Raw genomic sequence first — 15,065 nt, 5'->3', positions numbered from 1 at the left:
GATTGTTTAGCCTTGGTTAGAGCCTAACCAAGGCTGATGCTAGATATTAAAACGAATACCCTGAGCAAGAGGCAAAGCATTGCCCCAGTTGATGGTATTGGTTTGCCTTCTCATGTAAGCCTTCCAGGAATCCGAACCAGATTCTCGACCGCCGCCGGTATCCTTTTCACCGCCGAATGCCCCGCCAATTTCAGCACCTGAAGTGCCAATGTTCACGTTGGCAATTCCGCAATCACTCCCTAAGGCACTTAGAAAAAGTTCAGCATGTTTCAGATTTTGGGTAAACAGGGCTGAAGAAAGGCCTTGAGGCACTGCATTTTGTAAATGAATAGCTTCTTCGAGGTTTTGATAAGGCATTACATAAAGAATCGGTGCAAATGTTTCTTCCTGGACAATATCCCAGTGATTTTCCACGCCGGTAACCAAAGTGGGTTGAACAAAAAAACCATCCCGGTTTAAGGCCTCCCCCCCGAAGACAATCTGCCCGCCAGCTGCACGAATTCTTGATATCGCCTGGTTAAATTGCTGAACTGCTTGTCCATCAATCAAGGGACCCATCAAATTTTTACTGTCAAGGGGATCACCAATGGTGATTTGCTCATAAGCGTGCTGCAACCGTTTAACCACTTCGCCAAACATGGATTGTTGAACAAATAAACGCCTTGTGGTAGTGCAGCGTTGGCCTGCCGTACCTGCCGCCCCAAAAACGATAGCGGGAATTGCCAAATTTAAATCGGCCGTATCATCAAGAATAATGGCATTGTTTCCACCCAGTTCTAAAATGGTTTTCCCTAGGCGTGTAGCGACTTTGGCTGCAACTTGTCGACCAACAGCGGTTGAACCGGTGAATGAAATCAGAGGGATGCGCGAATCATTGACTAAAGCTTCTGCGACATCATGGGATTCTGGAATAACCAGGCTGAAAATTTCAGGGCAATTATTTTTTTGCAGAACCTGATTGCAAATGTGTTGAACCGCAACAGCACATAGTGGCGTTTTGGCTGATGGCTTCCATATAGTAACATTGCCACAAATGGCCGCAATAAAGGCATTCCAGGCCCAAACAGCGACAGGAAAATTAAATGCTGAAATGACTCCCACAATCCCGTAGGGATGCCATTGTTCATACATGCGATGTTGTGGGCGCTCTGAATGCATGGTTTTGCCATAAAGCATTCTGGATTGACCCAAGGCAAAATCAGCGATATCAATCATCTCCTGAACTTCGCCGTCTCCCTCTTGTTTCGATTTGCCCATTTCCAACGAAACAAGGCTTCCTAGCGCATCCTTATGGTCACGAAGGGCCTGTCCTATTTGCCGGATGATTTCACCTCGTTGCGGCGCAGGCACTTCACGCCATTTGAGTGCAGCTTGTTCGGCTCTACTCATTACCTGCTCGTAATCAGCCATCGTACAACAAGCTATTTCAGCGAGTTTATTGCCATTGGCAGGATTGAAAGAAGAAAGCCTGCTATGGTTGCTTTGACTTTTCCACCCGTGGCCACTGAAAGCGCCAGGGTTAACCTCATGAATACCCAGAGTTTTCAATAAATCCATCGTTTACTCCTAAGCGTAATATTGGCCAAAACGATTCGCCAGCACATCCGCCAAATTAAAGTTCTCTTGTAATATCAAACCACGGTACTCATTGGCTTGGCCAAGCACCAAATCCACCACCGCACACAAACCAGACGCGGTACTCACCTGGATAGCTGACCATTCCAAACCGCGTATTTCGAGAGGATAAATTTTCTTCACATAACTTTTTTCCGTTAACTCACCTTGTTTTATACCCTCAACCGTCACATAAACAATGACGATATCTTGGTAGGTTTTTGGAATGGCTTTCTCTAATATGCGTTTTAAAGTTTGGCGATCCTCATTTAATTTTAAATCATTCATGAGCAAACGCATTTTCTCGCAATGCCCGGGATAGCGCATGGTTTTATAATTCAGGCTTTGAATTTTATTTTCCCAGAGCTCGGCAAGACTTCCCAAACCACCGGAGGTGTTAAATGCTTCGTATTCGCAACCATCAATTTGAATGGATTCACGGCCTTCCAGAGGCTTTAAAATAATGGGTTTACCGGCTTCAATCCCATAGCATGGGTTTCCATATTCATTAATAACACCATCGGTCGACCAGGTTAAGGAGTAATGAAGTGCATTATTTGCACGTTGAGGTAAAGCGCCTACCCGCAATTTAGCGTGAAAACATTGTTCAAATTCTTTCATTAAGCTATTGGCTGCGATGCTGATGAAACCAGGTGCTAAACCACATTGGGGCACGAAAGCAGTTTCAGCGTCTTTAGCAATCTGTTTAACGGCTTCAGTAACTGCAGTGTCTTCGGTGAGGTCGAAATAATGAGCCTTAGCCATTTTTGCGGCTTCAGCGACGTGGGTATTCAGAAAATAAGGAAGACTTGAAATAACAGCAATGACATTATTTTTTGTTAAATAATTTTCCATGGCTGTCCGGTCTGTAACATCCAGAGCCACAGTTCTAATCTCAGGCACAGCCTGTAATAATCGCTTAACATCCGTACCGGAAAATTCCAAATCCGCTAAATGGACTTGATAATCACCGCTTTCAGCCAATAAGCAAGCGATTAAACTCCCAATCTTTCCAGCTCCTGTGATCATAACGTTATACATACATCCATTCTCCATTGTAAAACGAGCCGTCATCGTATCTAAAAAAATGGCTCTTGGATAGGGCAAAGATGGATTTGGATTTATCCATTTAAAAATTCGCTAAATGCGTTTAGGGGTTGTAAATAGACTAAATTAATCTTGTTAAAATCTTGACCTTTAATAATTAGTATCTTATGGTGGCATTCATTTAATGCGCTTTTAGTCATGACCCAAGCAGCATCACTTTCAAAACCTTCATTGATTGGCACCCAAACGCTCCGGTATAGTCAACTGCTGCGCGCTTTTTTGTTCGGCCTTTTACTCCCCCTTGGTTTTGCTCCATTTCACTTTCCTGGATTAACCATTTTAGGGATTGCTCTGTTTTATGCTCAGCTGACCCATGATCAAAATCATCATCCCTTCCTTAATGGTCTGTTTTTTGGCTTAGGCTATTTTGGCCTTGGCATTTCCTGGATATACATCAGCATTCATGAATATGGACACTTGAATAATTTCATTTCAGCAGCAATTACGCTTTTTTTCTTGTTATATTTATCATTATATCCTGCTTTAATGGCTGCATTATTCAAGCGACTCAGTCTTCCCCGTCCAATTTACTCCTGTTTCTTGTTTAGCGCGCTGTGGATTTTATTCGAATTCTTTCGTTCTGGATTTCTGAGCGGTTTTCCCTGGTTATTAATTGGTTTTGGACAATTTGATTCGCCTTTGAAATACTTTCTACCTATCGGAGGTGTCTTTGGTGTTGGTTTTCTCTGCTGTTTTTCAGCGACCATATTAGGCTCTTGCCATCGATTTAAAGGGAGCGGCCGATATGTAGCTTTAGGTATTTTTGTGCTTCTTTTAATACTCCCTTCTTTTTTAAAGCATAAAAAATGGACAAGCGAGAAAAAAGAAAGCCTATCCGTTGGTGTTATTCAAGCCAATTTATCCATGAGGGACAAATGGGATGAAAGTTTATTTTGGCACTTATTGGGCTTATATAAGAATGAAACGGAAAAATTACTCGGAACCGAACTAATCGTTATGCCCGAATCAGCCATTCCTTTGCCGCCGAGCTATGTTGAAGATTTTTTAGAGGAATTGCATGAAAAAGCCAAGCAAGCGGGTAGTGCTGTAGTGTTGGGTATTCCAAAACCTACGCCCCTGGATGAAAATCAATATTTCAATGCCCTGGTCAGCCTTGGCGCGGCAAAAGGCTTTTACTTAAAACAACATCTCGTACCTTTTGGTGAGTACATACCCAAAGCCGTGCAAAAAATCACTGCTTGGCTGGCGATTCCCGACACCAATTTAATGGCTGGAAAAAACAATCAGCGGTTGGTAAAAATTCACAAACACCCCATTGCAACATTGATTTGCTACGAGTTGGCTTATGGTGAAATACTCCGCCAACAATTGCCCCAGGCTGAATGGATAATCTCAATAAGCGATGATGGCTGGTTTGGACACTCCTTAGCTATGTACCAGCATTTGCAAATGGCGCAGGTGCGGTCACTGGAAAGTGGTCGATACCAAGTCGTTGCCAATAATGATGGCCTATCGTCGGTGATCAATAGCCAGGGAGAAATCATAGCTTCTCTCCCTGCCTTTAGTGCCGGTGTACTGAAAGCGACCCTAAGCCCATCGACCGGCCTCACTCCCTGGGCTTATATGGGCGATAAGCCAATCGCTGTTTTTTGCCTAATTATCATACTTTTAAGCGTTCCGTTTCGCTACTCCTTGTGGAAACATAAGCATTAAACTATTGCTGCAGAGCAGAAGAGGCGCTATCCTTACCAGCCTTACTGAAATATAACTTACATACTATGGATAACAGCTATAAACCCCGTGAAGTTGAAGAACAAGCCCAACAGTATTGGCACAAAAAACAGTCTTTTACTGTTTCTGAAGACTTAAATAAGGAAAAATTTTACTGTTTATCCATGTTTCCCTACCCCAGCGGCACATTGCATATGGGCCATGTAAGAAATTACACGCTTGGGGATGTAATTGCACGTTATCAACGTGCCTTGGGTAAAAACGTTTTACAACCCATTGGTTGGGATGCCTTTGGTCTTCCCGCTGAAAATGCGGCCATTAAACATGGCATTCATCCGGCTGAGTGGACTAAAAAAAATATTGCCTCCATGAAAGAACAGTTTCTGCGCTTGGGCAATGCCTATGACTGGAGACGTGAAATTGCCACTTGTGATCCCGACTACTATCGTTGGGAACAATGGTTCTTTATTAAATTGTATGAAAAGGGTTTAGTCTACAAAAAAAATGCAGTCGTCAACTGGGATCCGGTCGATCAGACCGTTTTAGCCAATGAACAGGTAGTTGATGGGCGTGGATGGCGCTCAGGCGCTTTGGTCGAACGACGAGAAATATCTCAATGGTTCATTAAAATTACAGCTTATGCCGATGAACTGCTGAATGATTTAGACACTCTCAACGAGTGGCCTGCTCAGGTTAAGCAAATGCAGAGAAACTGGATTGGCCGCTCGGAAGGTTGTGAAATCAACTTCAAAGTGGTTGGCTTTCCCAAACGTTTGAAAATTTATACCACAAGACCAGACACCCTAATGGGTGTAACTTATCTTGCGGTTGCCCCCGATCACCCACTTGCCAAAGAAGTGGCAGCTCAAAACAAAGAAGTTCAGGCATTTATCGATAGTTGTCAGGGCGTTCGCATGGCGGAAGCCGACCTTGCAACCATGGAAAAACGAGGTATTGCAACCGGCATGCACGCTATTCATCCAATCACTAATGAAGAAATTCCCGTTTGGATTGCCAATTTCGTGTTGATGCAATACGGTTCTGGCGCTGTTATGGCTGTGCCCGCCCACGACCAGAGGGATTGGGAGTTTGCCCAAAAATATGGCCTCTCTCTTAAAGTCGTTATTAAACCTGCTGATGACAGCACCCACGATTACAAAAATTCTGCGCTTACTGATGAAGGCACATTAATTCATTCCCAGCAATTTGATGGTTTATCTTCTGCTGAGGCTATGAATGAAATTGCTAATTATCTGGAACAAAATGATGCGGGAAAAAGGACCATCAATTATCGTCTTCGAGATTGGGGGGTTTCACGCCAGCGTTATTGGGGTACCCCAATTCCAATGATATTTTGCGAAGAATGCGGTATTGTCCCAGTGCCTGAGGAAGATTTGCCAGTGACCCTTCCTTATGATGTGCAATTGACAGGTAGCGGCTCCCCTCTTGCCCAATGCAATGAATTCGTGCAAACCGAATGCCCCCGATGCGGACAAGATGCTACTCGGGAAACGGATACCTTTGATACATTTGTTGAATCCTCCTGGTATTATGCCCGATTTGCTTGCAAGGGTCAGGAAAATGCAATGCTTGATGATCGCGCCAAATACTGGACTCCTGTGGATCAATACATTGGCGGCATTGAACATGCAGTCATGCATCTCCTCTATGCACGCTTCTTTCATAAATTGATGCGTGATGAAGGATTAGTTAATTCAGATGAACCGTTTAAGGCTTTATTAACTCAGGGAATGGTCCTTAAAGATGGACATAAAATGTCTAAGTCACTGGGTAATGTGGTTGACCCCAACCATTTAATCGACACATATGGAGCAGATACTGCAAGGCTGTTCGTCATGTTTGCAGCCCCCCCTGAACAATCCCTGGAATGGTCGGATGCAGCTGTAGAAGGCGCACATCGATTTTTGAAGCGAATTTGGACTTTTGCTCATCAGCATCAACAGCTATTCATAGACATTAATGATGCAATTTTGGGCGGGAATGGGAACATTGATTGGTTAACTGCAAGTTCTCGCTTGAAAAAATCAAGGCTCATCGTACATCAAATTTTGGCCCAAGCCAGCCATGACTATGAACGTCATCAATTTAACACCGTTGTTTCTGGCTGCATGAAATTGTTTAATGAATTATCTTCATATCAGGTGGAGTCGGAAACGGATAAATTCTTCCTGCACTCAGGCATGAGTATTCTTCTTCGGCTATTAGCCCCTATCACCCCTCATATCTGCCATCATTTATGGCAGCAACTTGGCTTTGAAAAGGCAATCATTGATGCTCCCTGGCCTAAGGTTGATAAGAGTGCGTTGAAAGCCGATGAGCTTGATTTTGTTGTTCAAGTTAATGGTAAATTACGAGCCCAGTTTACGGCAAATAGCGACACGGATGAAGCAACACTAATTGAATTAGCCAAAAAAGAAGCCAGCAGCTTTCTGGACGGCAAAGAAATTAGAAAAGCCGTGGTTGTTTCCCATCGTCAGTTAATTAACCTGGTAGTGAGCTAATGCGGCGTTTGCTCCTCATTGTTAGCTTTGCTTTACTTTCTGCCTGTGGTTTTCATTTGCGGGGTATGACGGATCTCCCCCCTTGGCTTAATTCTGTTGCAATCATTATTCAGAATGCTCACTCTGATCTTGGGGGATTCCTAAAAGATCAACTGCAAGCCTATAACATTGCAGTCGTGGATGAGCCGACACGAGCCAAATACTGGATTATTATTGAACAAGATAGCTATCGACAAGAAATCACCAATGTTAGCTCCAGCACTGTACCCAGGCAATATTTGCTCATTTATGATGTTCAATATAGTCTCACGGAGGCCAAGGGAAAAGTCATTGCTCCCTCTAGTCACATTATGATTACTCGACAAGTTACCATCAACAATGACAGAATTTTAGGTTCTGATGCTGAAGAAGCCTTGCGAAAAAATGAAATGCGCCGAGATGCAGCCCAGCAAATATTGAATCGCTTAAGTCAAATTAAAAATCGCTATAATCGAATTTCAGGAAATCCATAGTGCTTATTAAGCAGCAAAGTTTGTCTTCCCATCTCAGTCGACAAGAGTTACCCGCTGTTTTTATTTTAATTGGCCAAGACCATTTTCTCTTGTCTCAATCAGCCCAACAAATAAAGCAAATCTGGAAAGATAGGAACCATGATACCGAAGAAACAATTATTCATATCACTCAAGCTTCCGACTGGTCTTTACTTGTTGAAAAAGCCAATAGCTACAGCTTATTTGCCAGCAATTTATTTATAGATGTGCGTTATGAAAAACAGAATTTAGACAGTGATGCCAAGCAGTTTTTAGCCGAGTATTCTAAAAAACCCAATTCTTCCTGTTTAATTCTGCTTCGCGCCCCTAATTTAACAGCAAAGTCATTGGGCAACTTTACGAATCATGAATGCATTCATGTTGTCCAAATTTTTTCACTTGATTCTTTGGCCATGCAGAATTGGATTAAAGAACGCCTTCATCAATATGGAATTAGCTACGCACCCCAGGTTCCTTCATTAATTCAGCAACACACACAGGGCAACATGTTGGCTTGTGCCCAAGCTCTGGAAAAAATCAGGCTTGTTGCGGATGGAACCATGCTCAGCGAGGAGGCCGCCAAAGCCCAATTGTTTGACCAATGCGAGTACCAGCTATTTGAATTAAGCGAGGCTTGCCTAATGGCAAATGCGGATAAAGTTATTCAGCATCTTCGCCATGCCCGTGAGAGTGGCACTGAACCCACTTTAGTTTTATGGCTTCTGACTCAGGAAATTCGAAACTTGATTCAACTCATGGAACTCTTTGAGAAGGCTGTCCCCTTGGCCTCAGCCTGTGCGCAATTGAAAATTTGGTCCACTCGGGTCAAACTGTATCAAACTGCCATCAAGCGAATGCAAAAAAAGCTCTTGTTTCAGTTATTGCGTTTTTGTAAACGCATTGATGAGAGCATAAAATCAAGTCAACACAGTCAGATTTGGCCTTCTCTTGAAAAAGTTGCATTGTCATTATGTTTGGCTAAAAAGGTGGGTACATTTGCATAGCATCATCATTTATGGTGGAACATTTGACCCTGTTCACCAAGGGCACGTAAAAACAGCCTGCAATATTCAGGCTCATTTTCATTTTGATCAATTTATTTTTCTGCCCTGCAAAATCCCCGTCCTAAAAAGAAAAGCCGTAGCAACCAGTCAGCAGAGGATTGATATGTTGCGATTGGCATTAAAAAATACCCCCAGTGAATTTAGTATTGATTTATCTGAAATAGAACGATCCGGGCCATCTTATATGGTGGTCACCCTTGAAGATTTTCGCAATCGATTTGGCTCTGATGCAGCCATTACTTTATTGCTCGGAATGGATGCTTTTTTGGATTTGCCAAGGTGGCATGAATGGCAAAAAATTCTTACTCTGGCTAACTTATTGGTCATTAACAGGCCTGAATCTGGGAACAGTTTGCCAATACTGCTTGAAAACTTACTTAAGAAGCATGAAACCAAAGATGAAAGCATGCTTTTGACAAACAGTCATGGTTACATAGTTCGTTATGATGCAGGCAATTTTAACATTTCGTCAACTTTCATTCGTCAGCAATTCGCCAGAGGTGAAACTCAAGACTCCTATTTATCCGCTGACGTACTAAATTACATCCTCAAAAATCAGCTATATCACAATAACAGTGGATGAATGGTGGTTAAGTACAATACTGCAGCTCTGATTAGTAACTAAAATTATTTACCTTTTAACTTTCATAACCTGATCTTAAGCAATCCATTCCTTAATTCAGGCTGGACAATCGGCAAATGAGGAAACATTTGCATCCTTTTATTCTCCTTTGCTTAGCAATACAAATTCTGAACTTTTAGATTAAAAATTTTTATTTCTCATGATACACTCTGCACAAATTTTATTGAATTTGAACAATAAAGTTTGCTTTTAAAAATAATAAGAAGAGGTTCTATGGAATCACCAGAGAATATGAGACTGGAGCTTGATTTACATCTGAATAACGCTCCAGTTATAGCCCTTTTAGATGTAGATGACACCATCATTGATAGCCAGGGCAAAGAAATTAATGAGGCATTATTGGAAGTATTGCTCGAAGCCGGAATAAAAAAGGTATATTTATTTACCAGCATGTACGGTTGGCAAATCTGCAATGACTTAGAAAACACACATGCTGTTTACACGCGCGAATATTTGATTCAGCACATGACCCGTCTAGGTTTTGAAGTAGAAAAAGTAATCACTCCAGCCGATGTTCACTTAAATGAACCAGGCGCTTATTATCAAAATTATTGGAAACCTTGTTTCGCCAAATGCCAATCCCTACTCAGTGGAAAAACTTTAGACACTGCTGAACAATCAATTGTTAAGCAAATTCAGCATGAAGTGGATCTCCTTGACCTAGTCGTTAAGACAAAAGAAAGTGAGCTGCACAAACATTACGAAGAGCTCTTAAGTCTGGGGAAAGCCCAGGAAGCCAAACAATTCCTGTCTGAACATAAGACCAATAAAGGGGCAATGTTCAAACTCATAAAACAGGATACAAGCAGCAAATCCTTTGTTCTTTTCGAAGATAAAAAGCATGAAATAAATCACATTTTAGAAGCCAATAAAACGGACACAGTCCATTTAACGACGATTCAGGTTTTGTGCAGAGAGGGAATCTGCAAGGGTGACATTCTTTGTGGTGAGGGAAAAAAAGAGCTTGAAAGAAAAGAAAGCATAAAACAAAGATATCGAGAGCAGTTAATCAGCCATTTTTCTCAGCTAGGCAATCAAGAGGCGGTCCTTAATCGACTGGTTGTTAATGCAAAGCAATATGAGCAAGGTTATAAAATTCGCCAACTCATGGAAATAGTCATTCAAGAGGTGTTTAAGTTATCAGAAGCTTACAAGGAACTTGAGGGCTCTCTTTCAAAACAAAAATATGCAAATCAAATCGACAGCTTAATCGAGCAAATAAAACAAATTAGGGCAGCTGATCTTTCAGATGAGATCAAATTAATAAATATTGTTGCTGCAGTTAAAAATGAGTTTAACAATCAGAAGTTCAAATACGACAAAAAAACTTCCCTATTTGGCAGTAAACAAGCATTTGTGCAAAAGTTAAACCATGAGGGAGGACATCATTATTCACGCATCCTAGGTCTAATTTTACAACATGTCGTGAGCCTGCTTGAAACACTCGACCTTTCTCTTTTAAAAACAGAACTTGCCATTCCTAATGAAGTGATACTCATCCAATGCCCAAACAAGAAGGCATATAAATCCTTTTTATTCCAATTGGCTAAAGGCACGGAACAGGAACTTGCTTGTTATAAGAGCACCTAAATTAGGCTTGCCTTGTGCAAGCTTAATTCGTATTTTGTTCAATTATTTTGGTAGTTGATCAGAGGCAGCTGAATCACTTTATCCGCCATACTAATGGTTTCTTTTCGATGTGCTATTACTATTTGGGTCATGTTCAGAGACTTTAAGGCATTATTTATTGCTTTTTCATTCTCAACATCCAGGTGACTAGTTGCCTCATCCAGAAACAGCAGTTTAGGTTTTTTATACAGAGCTCTGGCCAGTAAGATCCTCTGTTTTTGTCCTCCTGACAAGCTGGCTCCCAGCTCACCAATCAAAGTTTCGTACCCCATGGGCAGCTGGATAATCGTATCATGAATGCAGGCTAATTTTGCTGAATGATAAATATCCTCCATACTCACATCACCTTCGTCAAAAAATGAGATATTCTCCAAAATGGAGCCACTTAATAAGACATCTTCCTGCATTACCGAGGCCGTTAAATTTCGATAATTCTTAATCCCGAACTCTTTAATTGGTACTTGATCGATGCAAATTTCACCCTCACTCACCTCAAATAATCCCATCATTACTTTTAGGAGTGTGGTTTTTCCACATCCAGATGGACCAGTAATCACTATTTTTTCACCTGCGTTTACTTCGAAATTGATATTATTTAAGACTGCTTTTTCATTCGCGTGATATTTAAAAGAAATATTCTTGAGAGTTAGAGAGCCTTTTACTTCCTCAATTGCTCCTTTACCCGTATGGATGAGTTCAGGTTCCTGAAAAATAATGTCGCCAAGGCGATTGAGCTGAATTGAAATTAACTTGTAGTCTGTCAAATTTTGAATTAATGAGGAAGCCTTATTTACCAGCATAAGTCGGTAAGATAAAAAAGCCATCAACATACCAACTGAAAATTGATTGGCAAACACCAGTGAAACACCGATGCAAATGATTAAAATGGGCTCAATTTGAAATAACAGTTGATTTAAAACCTGATACACCACCTGCATTCTTGAAACTCTGATATCAGCATTCAATGAGTTGATGTAATTGTTTCGCCAAGTATTGAATCGGACACCCTCTTTAAGAAACGATTTAACTGGCAAAATCCCTTGCAAAGTCTCCAGAAATACGGAGGCAGTTTTGGCATGTAATATCACCGAACTTTCAGTATATTGCCTTAACAATCGATAAGAGATAATGCGGATTAACAAATAAAATGTTAAAGAAACAAGCACAACAAAACTAAGCAAACGGCTATAAATCATCATTACAGCCAAATTAATCAAGATCATGAAGCCATCTAATACCGCATTGACAAAATCAGTGCTAATTTTTCTTTGGATATGATCAATGGACTGAACCCGTGCTTGAATATCCCCTTTGTGCCTGTTTTGAAAAAAGTTAAGCGGCAGTTTTAAAAGATGTTGTACCAGGTTTGCTGAAAATTGTTCGGTTAAATGGTTGGTTAAATATATCACCATATTCCCGCGAATGTATTCGGTAAAAACCTGAATTAAAATGAGCAAAATAAAACCTGCAGCAAGAGCGTATAGGTTGTTGGGGTTACTCGCCCCAAGTACATTGTCAGTAACATGTTGCAAAAAAAGCGGATTAAACAAGGTTAGCATTTCAATCGACAATGAGAGAACGATAAGTAAGCAGACAAATTTATTTATTCCTCGGACAGTTTTGAGAAGATCAACTAAACTCAGCTTGTTTTTTGCTTTTATCTCTGTAAAGCCATGGGATTTTTCAATCTCCAATGCGATGCCAGTAAATGAGTTGGAGACCTCAGACATTTTGCATTCACGCCGGCCTAGAGCAGGATCATGAATGATGATGCTGTTTTTCTTAATCTGCTTAAGCACTACGAAATGATTCATATTCCAATGCAAAATTGCGGGTGTTTTTAGCTGTTTTAATTCCTCCAGGGAAATTTTTAAAGCCCGGCTAGTGAAACCTAATTGCTGAAATAAATCTTTAAGCACTAATAAATTAATCCCTTTCTGTGTGGGTTTATTGACCCGCCTGACCGCATGCAAATCCAAATCCTGCCCCCAGAAATTACAGATCATAGCGACACAGGCATGACCGCATTCTGCAATTTCATCCTGTAAAATCACAGGAAGCCTGGTGCTTTTCTTAAATTCGAGTACTAACTGTCCATAATTCATAGAAATAAAGTCCCATAAAAACTATATAAAGGATCTAAAACCCACTGCCATACTTTTCTTTTGGAGCCAACGATCACAGCTGAAAGGGTCATGCCGTGTTGAATGGGCTTTTTCCTGCCATAAAGGACTACCATTGGACTGTCCAAATTGGCAGTAATTTTGTAATAAGGCTCGCCAATCCGTATTGGTTTTTCTTCCTCCTCGTCCGTCAGGATACTTTGGCTTATGGTTTTAACCGTTGCGGAATAAGAACCAAAACGTTCATATGGATAAGCATCGTATCTAATAATTACTTTTTTATTGTTTTGTAAAAACCCAGCTTGTCGGGCTGGAATATACAGTTCAGCTACAAGCGAGGAATCAGCCGGTAGAATTTTTAGCAAAGGTTTAGATGCATTACTGTATTGGCCTGTTTTGAATAAAACAGTGGAGATGGTGCCGTCGATGGGTGAGCGAATTGTATAGGTTCGACTCTGCCGATATCGAATGAGCTCTACTTCAGCAAGATTTTTTTTATTTTCAAGCTCTCGCAACTCATCTTGTTTTTGGTTGTACTCCATTAAAGAAATATATTTTTTAAACAATAAACGCTTAAACTGCTTTAACTGCTGCTTTTTATGAACAATTTCTTTTTCCAGAACCTGTTTTCCTCGTCTTAATTGCTCTCCAACATCCTGTTTTTCATGTCCATAACCCGAATAGGAAGTATCAATTAAAAATAATTTCTCCCCTTTTTGAATGCGATCACCCTGTTTGTGGTAGCTTTTAACAATGATGCCGTTTGTTCTAGGATATACTTGAGCAGCAGCCTGGCTGGAGTTGATATAACCTGACACAACGAATCTCTCAGAAAATTCGGCAAAAATAAAAAACAGAATAACTAAGCAAGCTAAACAGGCGAAACCCGTACTAACAATAAAATAACGAGGCGGGATATTAATAGAAACCGTCCCAAACATTTGTTGAAGCCTGTTGCGCATGACTTCAGGCCTGAAAAGTTGCGGATTATCCATTGCGAGTTGGCTCTTAGGTTGGCATCCCCGACTGAGTTGTCTTTCCTGTTAGACTCAGCCGGCTATTTTTGGAATTTCGATTTAGGCTCGCTGAGATACAGAGTTAAGCCAATTTTTCCAGGCATTTACATCATACTCGGCAAACTCTTTCCCGCTAATCCTCTTTAAAATATCATAGGCGGGTAAATGATTGTTGGGCTGGAGCAACTGAAGCAATGCCAGCAATTGCGGGCCTGCCTGTTGAGCAAGAATTGTTTTTGCAGGCTCAGATTTAGCTGCTTGCAATAAAATCAATAAAGATTTATTTCTATCTGTGTCCATAGGAGAGTCCAGCAACTTAATAAACGGCATGACATCAATCTGCTCTATGTTTGCCTTTGCCATGGTCGCGCCGATTACACGCATGGCTGCATTTCGTACAAATTCATTTTTATCATTTACTTGAGGAAGCAAGAGAGCAATAATTTCCTTGGGATTGTTGAGATGGCCAAGTAAAAAAATTGCTGATGTTCTTCTTTCTGGATTTGAGTCATGATTCATTGTATTTAGAACAAGAGTACGCTCTTTTACAACACCATCATTGAACGCATTTAAATAAGGTGCTAATTGGGGATGCTTAAAATCACCCAGACAGTGATAAACAGGGCAAATGTAGTCATTTGACTGAAGTTGATTGGTCATAAACAGCTTCATCTGAAGTTTTTCAAACTCAGTCATTTTGGCAATTAAGTCCTGTTTTTGCGGCGGCCGCTGAACATGCTCTTCAGAGTTTACGAAGCGCATTCTCTCTTGTTGATTTTTCCTAATCACCTCGATGGTTGTATAATGCTTGTTCCCGTCGTAGTAAATGGTGTCAAAATTAACGTAAAGATAATCGCCATCTTTTTTTATCTTCTCAACCAAGGCTTCTTTTTTTGGGCGCAACGCCTCAATATCCTTCGTAATGTCTCGATTTCTCATAAAATCCTGAGTGATCTTGTCAAAAAAATTTTCAAATTCAATTAATTCAGCAGAATATTGTTTGAGAATATGAGCAGCTTCCTTTGGATTACTGCCATAAACATCCAGATTATGGGCAGCGACTTTAAAAGACGAAACCATTGCAAACAATGGCAAGGCAATTTTTAACCCTCTCATTTTAACTTC

11 protein-coding genes are annotated in these 15,065 nt (G+C 40.9%); 6 read left to right on the top strand and 5 right to left on the bottom strand.

Annotated elements, in window-relative coordinates; translation table 11 throughout:
* Window positions 1-39: 39 nt before the first annotated feature.
* A complete protein-coding gene (amaB, locus tag EL203_RS06175; RefSeq protein ID WP_058469998.1) occupies window positions 40-1,557 on the bottom strand; it encodes an L-piperidine-6-carboxylate dehydrogenase in 1,518 nt (505 codons plus the stop codon).
* Window positions 1,558-1,566: 9 nt separating this feature from the next.
* The gene (locus tag EL203_RS06170; RefSeq protein WP_058469999.1) at window positions 1,567-2,655 is read right to left on the bottom strand and encodes a saccharopine dehydrogenase family protein; all 1,089 of its coding nucleotides are present in this window, start codon (window positions 2,653-2,655) and stop codon (window positions 1,567-1,569) included.
* Between the two features lie 204 nt (window positions 2,656-2,859).
* Here EL203_RS06170 and lnt point away from each other — a divergent pair, with 204 nt between their 5' ends.
* The 6 genes from lnt (at window position 2,860) to EL203_RS06140 (ending at window position 10,762) form a co-directional block, all read left to right on the top strand.
* Complete coding sequence (gene lnt, locus EL203_RS06165) at window positions 2,860-4,395, top strand: apolipoprotein N-acyltransferase (RefSeq protein ID WP_058470000.1); 1,536 nt, start codon at window positions 2,860-2,862, stop codon at window positions 4,393-4,395.
* A 65-nt stretch (window positions 4,396-4,460) separates the two neighbouring features.
* A complete protein-coding gene (leuS, locus tag EL203_RS06160) occupies window positions 4,461-6,935 on the top strand; it encodes a leucine--tRNA ligase (protein WP_058470001.1) in 2,475 nt (824 codons plus the stop codon).
* On the top strand, window positions 6,935-7,447 hold the full coding sequence (locus tag EL203_RS06155; protein WP_058470002.1) for an LPS-assembly lipoprotein LptE: 513 nt from the start codon (window positions 6,935-6,937) through the stop codon (window positions 7,445-7,447). The genes leuS and EL203_RS06155 overlap by 1 nt, the downstream gene beginning before the upstream one ends.
* A complete protein-coding gene (gene holA, locus EL203_RS06150; RefSeq protein ID WP_058470003.1) occupies window positions 7,447-8,469 on the top strand; it encodes a DNA polymerase III subunit delta in 1,023 nt (340 codons plus the stop codon). Before EL203_RS06155 ends, holA begins: the two co-directional genes overlap by 1 nt.
* Window positions 8,462-9,112, top strand: coding sequence for a nicotinate-nucleotide adenylyltransferase (gene nadD, locus EL203_RS06145; protein WP_058470004.1), 651 nt, complete (start codon window positions 8,462-8,464; stop codon window positions 9,110-9,112). Before holA ends, nadD begins: the two co-directional genes overlap by 8 nt.
* Before the next feature lie 273 nt (window positions 9,113-9,385).
* Window positions 9,386-10,762 carry a hypothetical protein gene (locus EL203_RS06140; RefSeq protein ID WP_126320099.1) on the top strand — a complete coding sequence of 459 codons (1,377 nt, stop codon included), beginning with the start codon at window positions 9,386-9,388 and terminating at the stop codon, window positions 10,760-10,762.
* A gap of 38 nt (window positions 10,763-10,800) precedes the next feature.
* Here the strand turns inward: EL203_RS06140 and EL203_RS06135 are convergent, their stop codons facing one another.
* The 3 genes from EL203_RS06135 to EL203_RS06125 form a co-directional block, all read right to left on the bottom strand.
* Window positions 10,801-12,906: a peptidase domain-containing ABC transporter gene (locus tag EL203_RS06135; protein WP_058470006.1), complete on the bottom strand. Its 2,106-nt coding sequence runs from the start codon at window positions 12,904-12,906 to the stop codon at window positions 10,801-10,803.
* Window positions 12,903-13,919 (bottom strand): HlyD family secretion protein, encoded by a 1,017-nt coding sequence (locus EL203_RS06130; RefSeq protein WP_058470007.1) that lies wholly within the window; start codon window positions 13,917-13,919, stop codon window positions 12,903-12,905. The genes EL203_RS06135 and EL203_RS06130 overlap by 4 nt, the downstream gene beginning before the upstream one ends.
* A gap of 81 nt (window positions 13,920-14,000) precedes the next feature.
* Window positions 14,001-15,056, bottom strand: coding sequence for a HEAT repeat domain-containing protein (locus EL203_RS06125; protein WP_058470008.1), 1,056 nt, complete (start codon window positions 15,054-15,056; stop codon window positions 14,001-14,003).
* Window positions 15,057-15,065: the final 9 nt, after the last annotated feature.

The organism is Legionella jordanis, from assembly GCF_900637635.1.
GTDB classification, from domain to species: domain Bacteria; phylum Pseudomonadota; class Gammaproteobacteria; order Legionellales; family Legionellaceae; genus Tatlockia; species Tatlockia jordanis.
Note: the sequence above shows the minus strand (reverse complement) of the source record. Positions and strands in the feature narration are given on the sequence as shown.